Annotated in this window: 5 protein-coding genes; all 5 read left to right on the forward strand. The window is 47.1% G+C overall.

Translation table 11 applies throughout. The features are described from left to right. The first annotated feature begins 133 nt into the window (after window positions 1–133). The 5 genes from BMY62_RS14505 (at window position 134) to BMY62_RS14525 (ending at window position 21,488) form a co-directional block, all read left to right on the forward strand. Window positions 134–409 carry a hypothetical protein gene (locus BMY62_RS14505; RefSeq protein WP_090661572.1) on the forward strand — a complete coding sequence of 92 codons (276 nt, stop codon included), beginning with the start codon at window positions 134–136 and terminating at the stop codon, window positions 407–409. A gap of 461 nt (window positions 410–870) precedes the next feature. After that, on the forward strand, window positions 871–10,125 hold the full coding sequence (locus BMY62_RS14510) for an Ig-like domain-containing protein (RefSeq protein ID WP_090661575.1): 9,255 nt from the start codon (window positions 871–873) through the stop codon (window positions 10,123–10,125). A 41-nt stretch (window positions 10,126–10,166) separates the two neighbouring features. Next, window positions 10,167–10,811, forward strand: a complete 645-nt coding sequence (locus tag BMY62_RS14515) for a DUF7901 domain-containing protein (protein ID WP_143058833.1) — start codon at window positions 10,167–10,169, stop codon at window positions 10,809–10,811. A 143-nt stretch (window positions 10,812–10,954) separates the two neighbouring features. Continuing rightward, window positions 10,955–20,449, forward strand: coding sequence for a Calx-beta domain-containing protein (locus tag BMY62_RS14520; protein ID WP_090661582.1), 9,495 nt, complete (start codon window positions 10,955–10,957; stop codon window positions 20,447–20,449). A gap of 118 nt (window positions 20,450–20,567) precedes the next feature. After that, window positions 20,568–21,488 carry a hypothetical protein gene (locus tag BMY62_RS14525; protein WP_090661585.1) on the forward strand — a complete coding sequence of 307 codons (921 nt, stop codon included), beginning with the start codon at window positions 20,568–20,570 and terminating at the stop codon, window positions 21,486–21,488. Window positions 21,489–21,527: the final 39 nt, after the last annotated feature.

Here is a 21,527-nt window from a genome sequence, read left to right on the forward strand (position 1 = left end):
CTCGTGGTTGGGACGAGTACGTTACTGCTATTGCCGTAACGGTCAAACCTTTGGGAGTCCCCCGGCATAGCCGGGGGTTTACCTAACATTAATTATTGACAAGCTGGTTCTTTGTGCAAAATTGTTTCACAGCATGGTCATATCCAGTCTGTGTCATATCGATCACTTTCTAAGACCCATACTCAATACACTCAATAATACCGAAAAAACATTTCTTCAGAAACTCGCGCAAGGCAAATCCCTGATCCAGATATCACATGAACTTGGCAAAAGCGAAAAATATCTTGATAGAGTGATGTTGAGAATAAGACAGAAACTGTCAGGTGTAAGCGCAGACGAACCACCAAAAATAAACCGTAATCAGGTGTTGTATTACGCCGGATTACTTAATTTCTTCGACCGTGAATAAATTTTATCGATATCAACAAATAATTCCCCCGATAGACCTTTCCCGATCACATAATTTAATGGCAACCTAAATTGCTGTTTGTTGCTCAACAATTCATAGAAAACCGGTTTGTTTAAGCCAGTGATAACCTGAACTTCATTAGCCGCTGCGCTATGTAGGACAGGCTATAACAGAGTACAGAGCTTAATTCAGCGAAAAAATCCCATACCTTCGCCGATGTACAAACAACTAACAATAGATAGTATCCCCATTTCCTGTTTCTGACAAGATAGTAAATTCCATCTTACCAATGCAATCGATTTATATTTAAATATCTGTCAAATTCAATGAATTGTATATGTCAGCGCCAATAACACAGTAAGCGAAAGAACACATCAAAAACACACCAGTAACAGTCTCTCCGTCGTGCTACAGAGCTCTTTATATTTATATTTTGTTACCAAAAAATTAAGGATCGCCAGATGCTGCAAAACAAACTCATGACTAAAAATGCACAAAAACTGTTAATTATCGATGCAGACGTTTTGGATGCTGACATACTGCTCAAAGGCTGTAAGCCGGATTATCAGATTATCCGGCTCGATCCGAAATCAGAACCCATCACGCAGCTAACCAATGCCATTCATCAACATGCGCCAGTACAGGAAATCGCTCTGGTTGCGCATGGTTCACCAGGGCGGATTCACTTTACCAATTTCGAACTGAATTTAGTTGAACTGGAAAAGCATAAATCTGTAATAGCTGGCTGGCAAAGTTTTTTTACGAAAGATGCCAAGTTTTGTTTCTATGTCTGCAAGCTTGCTGCAGGAAAAGCCGGTAAAACATTTTTAAGTAAGCTAAACAAATTTACTGATGTAACAATAGCAGCCGCAACTTCCATTTTGGGTAACTTAGGTAAGAAACAGAATTGGGATTTAGATTTTTTTACCTATCCATTCGAGGTGCTGTTGCCATTCAGTGAAAGCACAATCGAAGATTATCCATATGCATTAGCTCCGACGTTATCGTTTAGTATTCCATTTGATGACTCAACGCATCAGATTGACAATGATATCCAGTTACTTTTTGACGTAACGGTTGTTGCTGGCATTGGTAGTATCATTATCAGCAATGGTTCTGATACACGTACAATAGATGTTAATGATACCAGTCAGGTTACGATCAATGGCGGTATTGTGACCATTAATCCAGCAACGGATCTGGTACCTAATACGACTTACAACATTCAGATGGCTAGTGGTGTCATCACAGATACTGCTGGAAATGCGTATGCTGGTATCAGTAATCCAACTACTCTTGATTTTACTACCATTCCACCTGCAGATCCCATGCTTGACTATAGCGACCCGTTGGATGGCGGGACGCATCAGATTGATAATGACATCAGGTTAACTTTCAACGAGCAAGTGGTCGCAGGTACCGGTGCTATCATCCTGAGTAATGGTACTGATACGCGTACGATAGATATCAATGATGCCGGTCAGGTTACATTCGATGACTTCGGTAATGTAATCATTAATCCAGCAGCGGATCTGGTACTGAATACGACTTACAACATTCAGATGGCCAGTGGCGTCATCACTGATATCGTTGGAAATGCGTATGCGGGCATCAGTGATTCAACCACACTTAATTTTAGAACCATTTCTACCGTCCCATTACTAGACTTCAGCAGTCCATTTGATGGCTCGACGCATCAGATTGATAATGATATCCGGTTATTTTTTAACGAAACGGTAGTTGCCGGTATTGGCAATATCATCATCAGCAATGGCTCTGATACACGTACAATAGATGTTAATGATACCAGTCAGGTTACGATCAATGGCAGTGTTGTGACCATTAATCCAGCAGCGGATCTGGTACTGAATACGACTTACAACATTCAGATGGCCAGCGGTGTCATCACGGATACCGCAGGAAATGCGTATGCGGGCATCAATGACTCAACCACACTCAATTTTACGACCATCCCAACCGATCCATTATTTTTCTCTAGTCTTCCATTTAATGGTTCGACACATCAAGTTGATGACGAAATACAATTATTTTTTAACGAAACAGTTGTCCCTGGAATTGGCAATATCATCATCAGTAATGGTTCTGATACACGTACGATAAATGTCAGTGATACCAGTCAGGTTACCTTCGATGACTTCGGTAGTGTGTCCTTTGGTAGCGTAACTATTAATCCAACATCGGATCTGGCACCTAATACAACTTACAACATACAGATGGCCAGTGGTGTCATCACAGATACTGCTGGAAATGCGTATGCAGGCATCAAAGGCCCGATCATGCTCAATTTCACGACTATTTCTACTGAACCTTTACTTGACTACAGCGACCCGAGGGATGATTCGACGCATCAGATTGATCGTGACATTGAGTTACGTTTTAACGAAACTGTTATTGCTGGTAGTGGCAATATCATTATAAGCAATGGCCCCGATACACGTACGATCAATATCAATGACACCAGCCAGGTTAAAATTGATGACGGTGTTGTGACCATTAATCCAACAGCAGATCTGATACTTAATACAACTTACAATATTCAGATGGCCAGTGGTGTCATCACAGATAGCGCAGGAAATGCTTATGCAGGTATCAGTGATCCAACAACACTCAATTTCACGACCATTCCTAGCGATCCATTACTTTCCTTTAGTGATCCGTTTAATGGTGATACGCATCAGATTGATAATGACATTCGGTTAACTTTCAACGAACAAGTAGTCGCCGGTACCGGTGCTATCATCCTCAGCAATGGTTCTGATACGCGTACGATAGATGTCAATGATGCCAGTCAGGTTACGTTCGATGACTTTAGGAGTGTAACCATTAATCCAGCAACGGATCTGGAACCTAATACAACTTACAACATACAGATGGTCAGTGGAGTCATCACGGATACGGCGGGAAATGCGTATGCTGGCATCAGTGATCCCACCACACTCAATTTTACGACCATACCTACCGATCCATTACTTTCCTTTAGTGATCCGTTTAATGGCTCGACCCATCAAATTGATCATGACATAGAGTTATTTTTTAACGAAACGGTAGTTGCTGGTAGTGGCAATATCATTATCAGTAATGGTTCTGATACACGCACCATAGATGTCACTGATACCAGCCAGATTACATTCTCTGACTTTAGTGGAATTATAACCATTAATCCAACAACGGATCTGGAACCTAATACAACTTACAACATCCAGATGGCCAGTGGCGTGATTACGGATACGTCGGGAAATGCGTATGCCGGCATCAGTGATCCGACCGCGCTTAATTTTACAACCATAGAAGGCATTCACCTGATTAATGGTGTGGGTGGCGTGGCTGACTTTGGTGAGCAGGTGCTTTCCGGAAATGATGATAATTCAACAGATTACATTGACTTAAGCAGTATTTTTGAAGGCGGCATCAATTTTTTTGGGCAGGTGTTCACCGGCATCTGGATTAATAATAACGGCAGCGTAACTTTTAATGGCCCCCGGGAAGATTTTATTCCTGCTCCGCTATCAGTTGCCAGTGGCAATCCTGAGATCACACCTTTCTTTGCGGATATCGACACGCGTGGTGGCGTTGCAATGCCAACCGGCAGCGGTAATTCAACCGGATCAAATCTTGTTTACTATGATTCTGATGTGGCGAATGATCGCTTCATTGTCACCTGGGACGATGTCGGTTATTTTGGCGCACATACAGATAAACTGAATGCATTTCAGCTTATCCTGACTGATCAGGGCAGCGGTGATTTTGATATTGAATTCCGCTACGAAGACATGAACTGGACTACCGGCGATTCAGGTGAAGGCGCGGATGGCTTTGGGGGCATGGTAGCACGGGCAGGATTTTCATCTGGAACGGGCGATCCTGCCGAGTTCTTTGAATTACCTGCTTCTGGACAGAACGCGATGCTGGCCTTAGATGAAACCATAGGCAATACCGGTGAGATTGGCCGTTGGTTATTCAACTTCCGATCGGGTGACATTGTAAATACAGCTTCTTGTTCATCTGTTGCCAGAGGCGCATCAGACGGCGATCCTCACCTACGTACCTTCGATGGCCTTAGTTATGATTTTCAGGCCGCTGGCGAATTTACCATTGTGCGGGGCAGTGGCCCTGATCTGGAAATGCAGGTGCGACAGGAACCATGGGGATCCAGAACAGATGTTTCTGTCAATACGGCTGTAGCGATGCGTGTTGGTAATGATGTGGTCGGGATTTATACCGGTCAACCCAATCCCGTCAATATTAATGGTGTGTTTGTAGCCATTGCGCCGGGTGAGACCGTACCTGTTGACGGCGGCACTGTACATCGGGATGGAAATGCCTATACGGTCACCAATGAACATGGTGATGGATTCTGGGCCAGGGTTGGGTCGGGTGCGATTAATCTACGGACATTTATCTGTGCAGATCGGGACAGCGTCGCAGGATTGCTGGGCAATAATGATGGTGATCATACCAATGACATTGCATTGGCTGATGGAACACAACTGTCAAGTTCTCCTACTGCAGGAGATCTTTACGGTCAATTTGCAGATTCATGGCGCGTGACGACTGATACAACTTTGTTCATCTATAACGCCGGGGAGTCAACTGAAACTTTTACTGATCGTAATTTTCCATCTCATATAATATCAATTAATGATCTTGATCCGGCAATACGTGCAGCAGCAGAAGATATCGCACGCAGCATCGGATTGCCGGAAGGCACAGTTGAATTTAACAATGCAGTACTGGATATCGCATTGACGGGCAACGAAGAGTTTGGCCAAATAGCATTAGAGGCCATGCTGTTTGAAATACCACAAGGAAGTGTCGGTTTATTTGCTGGCAGTGATGTTTCCATAGCTGAAGGGGATATCTTCAGTCGCACAGTATCGTTTCTTGACAGTGAGGACACCAATACTGATGGCTGGACTTACAGCATCGACTGGGATGATGGTTCACCGGTAGAAAATGGCACAATTGCCGCCGGTTTAAACAGCTTCGACATCAGCCGGACATTTGCCGATGGTGATGCTAGCCATACTGTCAGCGTGACCGTGACAGATGATACCGGTGACTCGGATACTCAGTTGTTTGTGCTGGCTGTAAACAATGTTGCACCTACGCTCGCCTTGAGTGGCGATGCATCCGTTGATGAAGGCGCGACTTATACCCTGACGCTGGGCACGATCACCGATCCGGGTGACGACACAATAACCAGCTATATTGTCAACTGGGGTGATGGCAGTAGCAATACCTATACAACGGCTGGTGATGTGACGCATGTGTACAACACAGCTGGTAACAAAACTATCAGTGTCGATCTGGTTGATGAAGATGGCACGCACACCGATGCGGGTTCTCTTGATTTAAAGATTAATACCTGTTTAAGGATAAATGGCGCATCAGACGGCGATCCTCACCTGCGTACATTCGATGGCCTTAGTTATGATTTTCAGGCCGCTGGCGAATTTACCATTGTGCGAGGCAGTGATTCGAGTCTGGAAATGCAGGTGCGACAAGAGCCATGGGGATCCAGAACAGATGTTTCTGTCAATACGGCTGTAGCGATGCGTGTTGGTAATGATGTGGTCGGGATTTATGCCGGTCAACCCAATCCGGTCAATATTAATGGTGTGTTTGTAGCCATTGCGCCGGGTGAGACCGTACCTGTTGACGGCGGTACTGTACATCGGGATGGAAATGCCTATACAGTCACCAATGAACATGGTGATGGATTCTGGGCCAGGGTTGCTTCGACGACACCATTTTTAAATCTGCGACCATTCATCTGCGCAGACCTGGGAGATACGGTTTCAGGGCTACTTGGTAATTATGATGGTGATCGATCCAATGACATTGCTTTAGCTGATGGAACACAACTGTCAAGTTCTCCTACTGCAGGAGATCTTTACGGTCAATTTGCAGATTCATGGCGCGTGACGACTGATACAACCTTGTTCATCTATAACGCCGGGGAGTCAACTGAAACTTTTACTGATCGTAATTTTCCATCTCATATAATATCAATTAATGATCTTGATCCGGCAATACGTGCTGCAGCAGAACAAACGGCGCGCAGTATTGGATTTCCTGAAAATACTGTTGAGTTTGACAATGCGGTACTGGATATTGCTTTGACGGGTAACATCGAGTTTGGTGAGCTGGCATTGGAAGCATTGTTATTTGACATCCCTCCCGGTAGTGTCGGTTTGAACGTAGGAGCTGATGTTTCTATAGCGGAAGGAGATACCTTTAATCGAACAATTACATTCATTGATACTGAAGATGCTGATGGTGACGGCTGGACCTATAATATCGACTGGAATGACAATTCTCCTGTAGAAAATGGAACTATTCCCGCCGGTTCAAACAGTTTTGACATCAGCCACAGCTTTGTCGACGGTATTGCCAGCCACAATGTCAGTGTATCTATAATCGATTTGGCAGACGATTCAGATACCAGGGTATTTACCCTCGATGTTGACAATGTCGAGCCGACAATTTCCGTCTCCGGCGCGCCACAAGTCGATGTGGGTGCGACTTATACATTCAATCTGGGTACAGTCACCGATCCGGGTGACGATACCGTTACCGACTATATCGTCGACTGGGGCGACGGTACCAGCGATACTTTCAATACTGCGGGTGACGTGATGCATACCTACGCTGCAGCCGGTGATAATACTATCACGGTCGATCTGGTCGATGAGGATGGTACGCATGTGAATGCAGGGTCACTTTCCGTTCTGGTCAATTCAGCACCTGACGGCGTGGCGGTAAGTGCTGGCAATGATACAGCAATCAGCGAAGGAGGCACATTTGTCCGAACCATTACTTTTACCGACGGCGAGGATACCGGTGGCGATGGCTGGACCTACAGCGTCGACTTCGGCGACGGCTCTGAGCTGGAAACCGGCAGCATAGTTGCCGGTGCCAACAGCTTCGATATCAGCCATGAATTTGCTGATGGCGATGCTTCTCATAATGTCAGCGTCACGGTTACCGATACTGTAGGCGATACGGATACAAAACAGTTTGCGGTGAATGTTTTCAATGTAATACCAACGATTACAGTAACGGGAGAACCACAGGTAAATACAGGAAATACCTATATTTTGAATCTAAGTGCGGTGGTTGATCCGGGAAACGATACGGTAACTGACTTTATAGTCAACTGGGGTGATGGCACTACTGACACATTTAATGCATCAGGTGATGTTACACATGTTTATGGTTCTCCTGGCAGCAACACCATCAGCGTTCTTCTCAAAGATGAAGATGGTACGCATGCTGCGGTAGGAAATTTTAATGTCCAGGTAATTGATCCGATTGCTGGCGTTTCGGTTGATGCAGGCCCAAATTCTATAATCAACGAAGGTGAACCGTTCTTGCGCACGATAACCTTTACAGACGGGGAAGACGCCAATCTTGATGGATGGACCTACAGCATTGATTGGGGCGACGGTTCTGCAATAGAGCCTGGTTCAATAGCCAATGGTGCTGATGCGTTCGGTATCAATCATATTTTTGCCGATGGTGCTGCATCGCATACTGTCAGCGTTACGGTAACCGATACAGCAGGTGATTCAGATACACAACAATTTATACTCGAAGTTAACAATGTTGTGCCAACAATTGCATTGGGAGGCGCATCTGAAGTCAATATTGGGGACAGTTATACACTGAACCTCGGCTCTATCACCGACCCCGGCAATGATACTGTGACCAGCTACGTTGTTTACTGGGGTGATGGTACCAGCAGCACCTTTAACACAGCAGGCGATGTTACACATGTGTATAACAGTACCGGCAATGGCACTATCAGTGTCGATCTGGTTGATGAAGACGGCACACATACCGATGCCGGAACGTTGAATGTTTTGGTGAACGCAGCACCTGACGGTATAGCCGTTAATGCCGGAACTGATACGGTCATTGACGAAGGCGGCACTTTCAACCGCACCATTACCTTCACCGATGGCCAGGATACCGACGCTGACGGTTGGACATTCAGTGTTAACTGGGGTGACGGCTCTACAATTGAAAACGGTGTCATTGCTGCCGGTGCAAACAATTTTGATATCAGCCGTGTGTTTGCCGACGGCGATGCTTCACATACGGTTAGTGTCACAATAACCGACACAACCGGTGATTCGGATACGCAACAATTCACATTGGATGTCAATAACGTTGCACCGACAGTCGATTTGCCGGGTAATGACAATGTGAATGAAGGTGAGAATTACACGCTCAGTCTGGTAAATCTGGTTGATCCTGGCGATGATACGGTTACCGATTACATTATTAATTGGGGTGATGGTACAGCTGCCACAACCTTGACCGCAGCAGAGCTTTTGGCTGCGGGAAACAATGTCAATCATGTGTTTACCGATGGCGCAAGCAGTCCGCAGGTTACAGTTGATCTGGTCGACGAAGACGGCACTCATGTGTCTGCCGGTTCCAAGACTATTATTGTCAATAATGTCGCACCGACCATTGCACTGATTGGGAATGCATCTGTCGATGAAGGATCGACATATACATTAACGGGCAATGTTTTCGATCCCGGTACGGATACCATAACGGACTACATCATCAACTGGGGCGATGGCACGACCACCGCATTGACCGCAGCAGAATTACAGACCCTGTCAGGCAATGTAACCCACGTGTACGCAGATGGTGCAAGCAATCCGCTGATCAGTGTTGACCTTGTTGACGAAGATGGCACACATAGCGCAGCAGGCACGCTCAATGTGGCTGTCAACAATGTTGCACCAATTATTGCTCTGTCAGGTGCTTCTGAGATCAACACCAATGATACCTACACACTGAATCTTGGCGCAATCACCGACCCGGGTGATGATAACGTCACCGGCTACATTGTCAACTGGGGCGACGGTTCCAGCGACACCTACAGTTCCGCAGGTGATGTGACGCATACCTACGCTGCTGCTGGCGATAATACCATCACTGTCGATCTGATCGATGAGGACGGCACGCATGTCAATGCAGCCACTTTGGACGTTACAGCCAACCCCACAGTACCTACTGAAACGATACTGATTGGCGATGCACCACTGCGCGTTTCACGGTCCGATCCGAATGCATGGGAGAATGCCTGGACAGTTGAGGCGGTCAGCATCAGCCATAAAGCCAATTATCTTGATACAACGGAAGCCTGGAGCAGTGCATCGCTGAATGGCCGCAATTCCAACGTGCTAAACGGCGGCGATATCTTCGGTGGCGATCTGGGTGTCAGCGGCCAGTCGCTGGCTTCCAGTTCGATCCGCCAGGAAATCGATGGTAAGGAAGCGCTTCGTTTCGATCTGGATCAGGCAGCAACCAAAGTCACTATCGATTTGTCCCGCCTCGATGGCAACAGTTCAACCGGTCATTTCGATGCAGGCAGACTACAATTGCTGGATGACAGTGGTTCGGTAATCAATGAATTGATTTTCAGCGCTGATGCAGCCTCTCATGAAAAACAAATTACCCTGGATCATAGTGCCGGTTTTTCTTCGGTTGTGCTGACTGCAGGCAGTTACAATGGTATTGATTTCGTTTTTGGTGGATTGACGGATGAAACCGGGCAGTTTTTAAGCGATCCACAAGACCTCGGCAATGACGTCTGGAATACCAGTGAATACTTGGTAGATGCCGTCGAATTTGAATTTGGGGAAATCACGCTGGTGGGTTCAGTAGCTTAATAAGCATATCAATTTAAATGACGAACTAAAGGACAATAACAATGAATAGCATGCGACAACTGATTTTATTAATATTTCTGATCATTTTACCTTTGCCTGCCAGTGCAGTTATTCTGGAGCAGGCACCATTGGATGGCGGGGACGGCAGCTTGAGTGTCGGCCCATCCGGTATTCAAATAGCCACTGACGACTTTCAGTTTGCAAACACCATTCAATTGACCAATATCCGCTGGTGGGGCAGCTACGATCCGGCTGCACCCGTGACTGAATCGTTTACAGTACGACTTTTTGCCGATGACGGTTCCGGCAATCCCGAAACCAATGCGTTTTTTGAAACAACATTTGCAGGCAATGGAGACAGCAGCGGCGGGCTTGTTGATTTGTTCGGTGGCACGGTGTATCAATACGACCTCGGTGTTAACCAACTGCTGCAAGGCGGTGCTGATTATTACCTGTCTGTATTCAATAATGACGGCGCCCAGGATTGGTATTGGCTTGAAAGTGCAACAGGCAACAACACCGGCTGGAGTCGCGCTGCGGACGGCGATTTCTGGAATTTTGATGCATCGACACTCAATATGTCTTTTCAGTTGACTGCTGATATTGTCGACATACCAGAACCGGCAACCTTGTTACTGACAATAGCGCCTCTACTGTGGCTTATCGGTTCTAGGCGGAGAAGATAGCCGTTTGTTATCGTAACTTTTGTCTTTTCACAACTTAAACACAAGTCCCGAATTATCAGATCAATTCTGCTGATTCGGGGTTTTTCATTTGTCTGGATTCAGGATGTAGAAAATAAATTGATTCAATCCATAAAGGAAGCGACATGTTGCAAAACAAAAAGAAAACCGTGAACGCACAAAAACTTTTATTTATCGATGCTGATATTCAGGATCAGGAAATCTTATTCAAGGGATTAAGCGCGGCGTATCAAATCACTCAGCTCAAACCCGATTGCGATCCTATTATCCAGATCACAAACACGCTTTCAAGCAACAACTTTGTGCAGGAGATCATTTTAGTTGCACATGCGCGGTCCGGCCAGATCGTATTTTCAAATTATGAATTAGATTCAAACGAGTTGAGCAAACGCTCAAAAGAATTTGAGGCATGGCAAAAAAGTTTTATCAGTAATCAGACAAAAATTTTTGTTTATGCGTGTGAACTGGCTCGAGGTGAAGTTGGCAGGGACTTTATTCAGCAACTAAAAAACCTGACAGGCGCAGAAATTGCGGCTTCAAGTCTTACGATTGGCCAGTGGGATGGAAAACAAAACTGGAACCTCGATTTTTTGACAAAGCCATTTGAAGTTTTGATGCCCTTTAGTGGTGGAACAATTGAATACCCACATTGTTTCGCCCCTGTTGTATCGGTTACAGGTAGTTCCGAGCTTGAAGGAGACGATGAAACGGGTAGTAGTCAGTTTCTAACTTTCGATATTAATATATCAGAACCTTCAACGAGCGATATTCAATTGGGCTGGCTGGCCAGAGATGACAGAACAAATAGCACAGAAATGGATTATATCGGCTCTGACCAGCTAGTGATTCCTGCCGGAGAAGCTTCCGCATCTATTTTACTAGAAATTTATGGCGACACTATTATTGAGCCTGATGAACGTGTTGTTTTTGAAGTATTTAATTTGAGTGGTGCAGGATTTGAAAGCGATGCTCAACGATTGACGACAACAGTATTTATACTAGACGATGATAGCGGTTATCGAGATCCTTCATTATTTGTAAACGATATCGAGCTTGTCGAAGGCGATAACGATACCCAGAATGCTGTTTTCACAGTGCAACTGTCGCGCCCAAAGACTTTTGATCTAACGTTTGATTACCAGACAGCCGATGGTTCTGCCACAGCAGGATCGGACTATACCGCCACCAGCGGTTCACTGATTTTCCCTGCCGGGCAAACTGAAGCTGAAATAACAGTGCCGGTAATTGGAGACACCCTGCTTGAAGCGGAAGAAAGTTTCAATTTAGTTGTCAGAGCGCAAGGGATATCACAATTTTTTATTGATAATGGTGATTCTCCGGCGGTTGGAACGGCGCATATCATAACCGATGATGCAGCGGGAATTGCTTCGCAACCGATTGTATCGATACGTGACAGCCGTATTACCGAAATTCAATTTGGTCTGCATATGATGGAGTTCGAGATAATTTTATCCGAGCCATCAAGCGGCGAAGTGTCCATGGGTTGGCAAAGTTTGCCTGGAACAGCCAAAATTAACGACCTGGGCATATTCGGTGCTTTAGGCTTTCCAGCAGGTACTGTAACCTTTTCACCGGGACAGACAACTGCGTTTGTCAACTTTGTGATTCCCGGAGATCCCGACATAGAAGATGAAATTGATGAAAGCCTGTTACTTGAACTGTTTAATCCCAAAGGTGCGGAATTTGCCGGGGGTGCAGACCGGTTACTTGCGACAGGCACCATCTTAAGCACGGATAATTTACCGGAATTACGCACTGTTTTTATCAATGATGCAGAACTGGTTGAGGGAGACAGCGGCAGTCAAAATGCAGTTTTCAAAGTATTACTTTCGCGACCCGCTGCAACTGATTTGACGTTTGATTACCAGACTGTCGACGGTTCGGCCACGGCTGGATCGGACTATACGGCCGCAAATGGCGCGTTGACATTTGCAGCAGGGCAAACCGAAGCAGTTGTCAACGTAGCTGTTACAGGTGATACGTTGTCCGAAACTACGGAAAGTTTTACGCTATTGGTGCGTCCACAAGCAGGGTCAGACTCTGTACTTGCTGGCGGACTGACGGTTTTCTCAGCACAAGCCTTAATCGTTGAGGACGACAATACTGCCACCACATTGCCAGTACTTTCCATTCGTGACACTGAAGACACTGAAAAAACATCTTTTTTCGGTCCTGGTGGGTTTCTTAAATTTGAGGTTGTTCTGTCACAACCGGCAACGAATGAAATATCGCTCAGTTGGCGTGCTTTACCGGGCACAATCGATGTGTCCGACATAGAGCCGTCCAATTCGAGTGAGTTTCCTGCGGGAAACCTTGTCATTCCTGCAGGAAATACCACGGCCTTTATCGATCTGCGTATTACAGGCGATTTCGATTTTGAGCCAGATGAAAGTGTGTTGCTCGAGTTATATGATCTCACCGGCGCCGAATTTGCCGGCGGCACCGATCGACTGACTGCTACAGGGATTATCTTGAATGATGATGGCGATGTAGCTCAATCACGTACCGTATTCATCAAAGATGTAGAGCAGATCGAAGGTAGCAACGCGAGTAGTCTGGCATTTACTGTTAAGCTTTCACGCCCGGCTTCAACTGATCTGGCATTCGACTATCAAACTGCTGACGGTACAGCAATAGCAGGTGTTGATTACACAGCCGTTAACGGGATTTTGGCCATTCCCGCAGGCCAAACCGAAGCAGCCATCCAGGTTCCGGTGAGTGATGATTTCGATCTTGAATCAGATGAAACATTTGACTTGACCCTTACCCCGCAGGGCGGTGGCGAAACTGTAACCGCAACCGCTACAATTATTTCCAATGACACTGAGTCCATACTGAATAGAGAGCTAATCGTCAATGGCGGCGCGGAAACAGGAGATACTTCAGGCTGGGTTAGTACAGGTATCGACGCTGTTTTACCAGATGCCCCCGCACAGGGTTTTGGTACTTTTACCTTCACAGGTGGAACAGGCCCTACTGTACAGACATTATCCCAGTCGATTGACGTGAGTAACGGCGCCAGTCAAATCGATACAGGCCAAATACAATCTGCTTTCGGTATTAATCTGCAAAGCCGTTCGAGTAATGGTTTCACCGATTTGGCGCGGGTTGATGTTTCGTATATCGATGGTGTTGGTTCTGTTCTCGACAATTTTTTCATTATTGACGATAAAAATATTTCCGCAGGTCATTGGAAATCGTTCTCAGATATTAGAGCTGTTCCTGTCGGTACACGATCAATCGAAATACTCCTCACAACAAACAGAAGCGGTGGCATTTCCTCTGATGGTTTTTTCGATGAGATTTCATTGCAACTCAGCGAGGCGCTTGTTTCAACCGGCGAAGATGCATACGCCACCATCAACGGTTTACCACTCGTTATCGATACTGCGGCGGGCGTACTAAATAATGATACCGCGGGCAATGGGAGTTCCCTGACAGCTTCAGTGGTCGACGCACCAAATCATGGCAGCTTGAATCTGAATGCGGATGGATCGTTTTCTTATATTCCAGACGCGAATTTCTCCGGTGCCGATACGTTCACCTATAGCGCTACTGACGGAATCGGTTTGAGTGCACCCACCCCAGTTGCCATTACGGTTTCACCAATTTCAATCAACAGTCCCAGTGTTGTAGAAGGTAATGCAGGAACGCAACAGGCCACGTTTACAGTTCAGCTGGAGCAACCGTTGTCTGCCGATCTGGTGGTGAACTACCAGACGGTCGATGGAACAGCCAAAGCCGGTGAGGACTATGTTGCCGCCAACGATAGCGTAACGATTCCAGCGGGCCAGACCGAAACGGCGATACAAATCGCAATCAATGGCGATACCGATTTGGAGACAGATGAAGCCTTTACGTTGGCAGTTACGCCTCAAGGCGGTAGTGAAACGTTTAACGCGGTGGCGACAATCGTGGCCGACGATGTTCAGCAGTTGCCCATTGCAGAACAGGATGCGTATAGTGTCGCTGGCGATTCAACGCTGACCGTTAACGTAATCGACGGCGTACTGGCTAACGATACCGATACTGAAAACGATTCCTTGACGGCTTCGCTGGTTGATGCAGCAAGCGATGGCGTTGTAAATCTGAACGACGACGGTTCGTTTTCTTATACACCGAATGCCGGATTTTCCGGTACCGATACGTTCACCTATCGCGCGTTCGATGGAACCGGTTTCAGCGATCCCGCGACTGTCTCGATAACGGTCAATTCACCTGAGACATTTGCAATTACCGGCGAGCTCATCGTGCCCGAAAGCCTGAATCCAGGCGGAATCGGTACGAGTCAACTGAATTACGAAAACAATTCGTCTACGGCAATACCCGGTACACTGGTTTTTGCTCAGGCGATAGGCGGCGGTTTATTGGCCGACCCGCTCACCGGGGATTATTCGGACGGTATTTTTCTGCTCGGGCTTGGCGATGGTGAAGGTGCGATCCAGGTAGCTGAAACCGGTGCGCTTAGCTTTTCTACTAAAATGGCCGATGCACCGAATGGTTCCATAACGGTGTCGGCTGCCGTTGCCGATCCAAGCCAGACGATTGATTGGACAGCACTTGAGGCCCAGCTCAAGCCTGAATCAATGTCCGATGCACTATGGCATCGTATTTACACCAATTTCCAGTCTGAAGTGGGTACCAATACAGGCGAATTTATTGCCACACTGGCGGAAAACGGCCAATACTTATCTTCACTTGGTGTCCGAAGCGACAGCGCTGCGGCTGCTTTAAGTTTTGAACTGGAGCAGGCGGGCGATTTCGGATCGCTGGCTGAGCGTGCAATGGACGGCACGGCGGGCCGTGGCTGGGCTTTTCTGGGTGATTTGCGGCTCGATATCGATACGGATGGAAACGCCATTCTGCATGGTTCAACCTTATTAGGCACATTATTTACACTGAATGCCGAAGAATCAGCCTATTACACCGTATCATCATCCGTGGGGCAAACGGTCGGTCTGAGTGGAAATGTATTGGGCGGGGTAGCGCCAACTCGCCCGGTATTCAGCAAGAATATCAATGGATCTTATACCACTGCTGGTGATTTTGATGGTCAGCTTTCACGTACAACCGATGGATTCAGACTGGAGAATGCACATGGCGATGCGCTGCTGTTCGACCATTCGGGCGCACTCGTGAAAGCCATCACCGTCAATGGACTGGAAACAATAGCAGCTTACAACACCGCAGGACGAATCACCGGTTTTACCGGACCGAATGGCAATGCAATGACGATCAACCGGGATACTACCGGCCAGGTTTTATCGATAACCGATGCCAACGGTCAGACAATGACGCTTAGCTATAGCACAGATGGCGACAAACTGGTTGCTGCAACAGGTGTTGCCGGTACCGCGAATTTCAGCTATGACGGCAATGATGATCTGAGTCAGGCAACCGCCGCAGGCGGACCGGATATTGATTTTGCCTACGACAACGCGGGACGGCTTTCATCGGTATCTGTGGCAGGTGGCATCGAACAGACCACGTTCAGTTACGATGTACTGGGTGGCTACACTATCACCGACGGTGCTGGCCGTACAGCGCATATCAGCCTTGCACCCGGCGGTCAGGTTGCTGCGATTTCCGACGGCACGGCGGCAACCGCTTCATTGTTATACAGCACACAGGGCGAACTGGTCGGTGTTGAATTTCCGGATGGTACCACCGCAGCAGTATCCGTTGACGATCTGGGCCGCCCGACATCGCTTACCGATGCGAATGGGGCAACATTGGCTTATGCCTACCATGACCATTTTAACGTGCCTGTCAGTTTTACCGACGCCAATGGTACAACACGCGCATTTTCTTACAACGATCAGGGCGAAATGGTGCAGGCAACCTGGGCGGATGGCACACACCTGGATTTCGGTTATAACGCCAATGGCCAGATTACGGATTTTTCCAACCGGCGTGGTGAAAGCGTAAGCTATGACTACGGCGCACGCGGGCGGCTGACGGGAGAATCGGCTGGTACTTCCGGCGCGGTGAGTTACATTTACGATGCAGCAGGAAATTTGTTGACGGCAACGACAGCCGAAGGCGTCACCGCCCTGACCTACGATGCTGCAAACCGCGTCACCAAAATTGAATATCCCAACGGTCGTTCGCTGAGTTATACCTATGACGCCGCAGGCAACCGGACGTCTATGACTGATCAGGACGGCAACGCGCAGTTCTATCAGTACGATACCGCAGGGCGGCTGATTAGCCTCAGCAACAATGACGGCGTTCTGGTTAGCTACACGTATGACGCCGCAGGTAGCCTGATCCGCGAAGACAACGGCAATGGCACGGCAACCACGTACAGTTATGACGCCGCAGGCCGGTTGCTGGAAATTCACAACCTTGACGCTGTCGGCAATGAAAATTCCCGTATTGTCTACAGTTACGATACCGCGGGACAACGCACCGGCATGGAAACCGTCGACGGTTCGTGGGCGTATGGTTACGACGCCGTCGGCCAGCTCACCTCAGCCCATTTTACGTCAACACACGTCGGATTAGCTGACAAGCAAATCGATTATGTATATGACGCGGCGGGCAACCGCATCAGCAAAACGGAAAACGGCGTGACCACGCAGTACACCGCCAATACATTGAATCAATATGTCACCGCAGGTGATGCATTGCTGTCGTACGATGCCGACGGTAATTTAATCGCCAAAACCGATTCGAATGGTAGCTGGAATTACACCTACGATCTGGAAAACCGCTTGACGTCGGTGACTACGCCAACAGGGGACGTAACGCAGTATGAATACGATGTTTTCGGCAATCGCTCAGTAGTAATCGAAAATGGCGTGCGTACCGAGTTTCTCATCGATCCGTTCGGATTAGGTAACGTGATCGGTGAGTACGCCCCAGATGGTTCGCTCATCGCATCCTATGCGCATGGACTGGCACTGGCTGGCCGCATTGCAGGCGATGGTTCGACCGCGTATTACGACATCGACGGTGTGGGTTCGGTGATCGGCATCACCGATAGCTCGGGTTCCGAAGTTAATCGTTACGGCTACACCCCGTTTGGCAATGAATTGTTCGAGAATGAAACCATCGCGAACAGTTTTGAATTCAATGGGGCTTTAGGCGTGTCGGAAGACGCCAATGATCTGATGTATATGCGTGCGCGGTTTTACGACAGTGAAATGGGACGGTTTTTGTCGGAGGATCCGCTGTTTTTTGGTGGAGATGTCGTGAATCTTTATAGATTTGGAAAAAACAGTCCAATATATTATATTGATCCAAATGGGGAACATGCAATATTTCACGTCATAAAAACATTTGTAACTAATCACCCAAAGTTATTTTCTACTATAGCTACTGCTACTGCGGTAAAAAGTGGATATTCACTTAGCCAGGAACATGAAAAAAATAATGCTTTAATATTACAAGATAAGTACCAAGATACAACATCAACAATAGGGGAAGTAGGGGCTATTATTGCAGCACTTGCACCTGTACCATTTTGGTATAAGCCTCTTATCTTTGCAGGTTTTAAAATACTTGAATGGGTGGTTGATACAACTTTTAAATATGTTGTAGAAAATCATATGTATTCACCTGACCTAATTCATGGGAATTCTTGGGGCGATCCACATCTAGTGTCTTTTGATAATTTCAAATACGACTTCCAAGCCGCCGGTGAATTTATGCTGGTACAGGGAACCGATCCCGGTCTGGAAATTCAAGTAAGGCAGGAACCCTGGGGAAACAATAGCGTGGTATCCATCAATACCGCCGTTGCGATGCAGGTTGGCGACGATGTGGTAGGGATTTATCGGGGTCAATCTAACCCGATCAATATCAACGGTGAATTTGTTGCGATTGCCGATGGCGAGACGGTAGCCGTTGGTGACGGTTCGATTTTCCGGCATGGCAACACTTATGTGGTAACCAACGCACAAGGTGACGGTTTTTGGGCTCGAGTCGGTTCGTTTATTGATGTGGGTACATTTCTGAGTACGGAGCGATCAGGTGAAATTGCCGGACTACTCGGCAATGCTGATGGCGACAAAACCAACGATATTGCGCTGGCCGATGGTACCGTACTGACCGGCCCGTTGACGAAACAGGATCTGTACGGCCCGTATGCCGATTCCTGGCGTGTCACGCCGGAAACATCGCTATTCGTTTACGGCGACGGCGAATCGACCGAAACGTTTACGATCCCGAATTTTCCGTTGCGCACAATTACGGTTAAAGACCTTGATCCCGCAGTCCGCGCAGCCGCCGAAGAAGCGGTACGCAATGTCGGCCTAACCGAAGGTACCATCGAGTTCGAGAATGCTGTGCTGGATGTGGCATTGACGGGTGAAATCGAGTTTGCGCAAGCCGCACTGGAACTGTTGCAAATCTTCGGCCCGTCCGTTGGTCTTTCCCTGAATGTTGGCGAACAAGCGCAACTGAATGAGGGCGACAATTTCAGTCGCCAGATCAGCTTTACCGATGACGTGGACAGCGGTGATGCTGGTAGAACATACAGCATCGATTGGGGTGATGGATCGGCGATTGAAAGTGGAGCTCTTACAAGCGGCATACAGCTTTTTGATATGACACATCAATTTGTTGATGGTGATGCGAGTTACACAGTGAGTGTGACGGTAGAAGATGGCAGTGACGATATCGCAACACAGCAGTTTAAGGTTAATGTGGATAACGTTGCACCAACCATTGCCCTGACAGGCGCTGCTAAGATCAATGCCGGTGACAACTACACATTGAATCTCGGTGATATCATCGATCCGGGTGATGACACGATTACCAGCTTTATTGTCAATTGGGGCGATGGCAGTTCAGATATCTTCAATTCTGCCGGAGGTGTTTCACATATCTATTCAGCAGCGGGCAACAATACTATCAGTGTCGATCTGGTTGATGAAGATGGCACCCATGCTAATGCTGAAAGTCTCGCTGTAACAGTTGATTCATCGTCTCAAGCTGAAACCATAAGTATAGGCGATGCACCACTCCGCATTTCTCGCTCCGACCCCGATGCCTGGGAGAATGCCTGGACAAATGAAGCGGTCAGTATCAGCCACAAGGCCGATTATCTGGATACAGCTGAGGACTGGAGCAATGTAATTCTGGATGGCCGTAATTCGGGTGCATTGAGTGGTGGCGATATTTTTGGTGGCGATCTCGGTGTCAGCGGCCAGTCGCTGGCTTCTAGCACAATCCGTCAGGAAATAGACGGTACCGAAGCATTACGGTTCGATCTGAATCAGGCTGCAACGCGTGTAACCGTCGATCTGTCTCGTCTGGATGGCGATGCAACGACGGGCCATTATGACGCGGGGCGGTTGCAGTTGCTAGATGGTTCCGGTTTGGTTGTGGATGAATTGACTTTCAGCGCTGACGCACTTTCCAGTGACCAGCAAATCATGCTTGATCATACCACCGGCTTTTCTTCTGTTGTACTGACTGCAGGCAGTTACAATGGCGCTGATTTCGTTTTTGGTGGCCTGTCCGATGCAGCCGGGCAATATCTGAGCGGTCCGCAGGATTTGGGCAACGGCACCTGGAATGCCAGCGACTATCTGGTGGATGCCATAGAATTTGAATTCGGGGAAATAACACTTGTAGGAATAGCCGGTTAACTGGCATGGTTTTGGAGCACCACGTTACGCGTGTGGGTTAGTGATGTTACGGGATTAAATTGATACAAACCGGGTTTTAATGTGTTCAGCAGTCATTGACATTTAAAAGGAAATTAAGTTGGCAACTGATGAAGCACTTGATAATTATCCTGATCTGACTGCTGATCAGATGGCTGTGGCCGAGTTATTAACTTTCTGGCCTACTTCTGTTGAGTTTGCCGCTCCTGAATGGGACAACACAGCTGTTGCTTCAGGAATAGGAGCAATACCATTTCAACACCTTTATAAGTTTGAAGCGACAAAAGGTGCAACCTATGACATTTTTGCCAATAGTTTTGAAGAACCTGCCCTGATTGTGTATGACGGTCAGGGCAATGCAATATTCGTCAATGACGATTCCGATGACCCGGTTCCAATTCCTACAGAAAACAATCCTGATAAACGACCATCAAAATTAGACGCCATTTTCGATTGGATAGCGCCTTACACCGGGGTATTTTTTATTGACCCTGGTTGGCGGCAAGGAAGCGTTTCTGATTTTGCTTATTCACTTGGTGTCAATGAAGATATCGATACCGCTCCATTAAATAACACGGATGGTGTTACACAATCATCAGTACAAACGCATTTAGCTACTTACGGTGTCACGGTTCAGCAGGCAAGAGATTTTATTCTGTCGCATGTCGACCAACCGGCAACAGTTTTCAATGCTGCAAAACAATTTGGTGTGACAAAGCAGATGCTCAGCGAGATTACCGGTTTTTCTACCGACGCCATCAGCAGTTTCTTTGCTTCATTTGGTATGAATACCGATGCGTTGAACGGTGTTATTCCACCTGATATTCCAAATGGCCATAAACTGTTGCCGGATAATCTGTCTTCGTTAAGTCATCTGGTCGTGTTCAATACCAATTCAGGGATATTGTCTACCGATTCGTTGAAAGCAAATGTGTTGTCAAATGCGTATGAGCCGGATTATTTTGAGGGAATCTCTAAAAATATACTTAAAGCGAATCTTTCCAAGCCAGGGAACGATTAGCTGGATTTCCGACTATTTTTCTGTTCAAGAATTTGATTT

The sequence above is a fragment of the Nitrosomonas marina genome, from assembly GCF_900111605.1.
Classification (GTDB): domain Bacteria; phylum Pseudomonadota; class Gammaproteobacteria; order Burkholderiales; family Nitrosomonadaceae; genus Nitrosomonas; species Nitrosomonas marina_A.

What these genes read in the sequence shown, in the direction of transcription:
- BMY62_RS14505 (WP_090661572.1), top strand. Translation starts at nt 134, where the DNA reads ATGGTCATATCCAGTCTGTGTCATATCGATCACTTTCTAAGACCCATA.
- BMY62_RS14510 (WP_090661575.1), top strand. Translation starts at nt 871, where the DNA reads ATGCTGCAAAACAAACTCATGACTAAAAATGCACAAAAACTGTTAATT.
- BMY62_RS14515 (WP_143058833.1), top strand. Translation starts at nt 10,167, where the DNA reads ATGAATAGCATGCGACAACTGATTTTATTAATATTTCTGATCATTTTA.
- BMY62_RS14520 (WP_090661582.1), top strand. Translation starts at nt 10,955, where the DNA reads ATGTTGCAAAACAAAAAGAAAACCGTGAACGCACAAAAACTTTTATTT.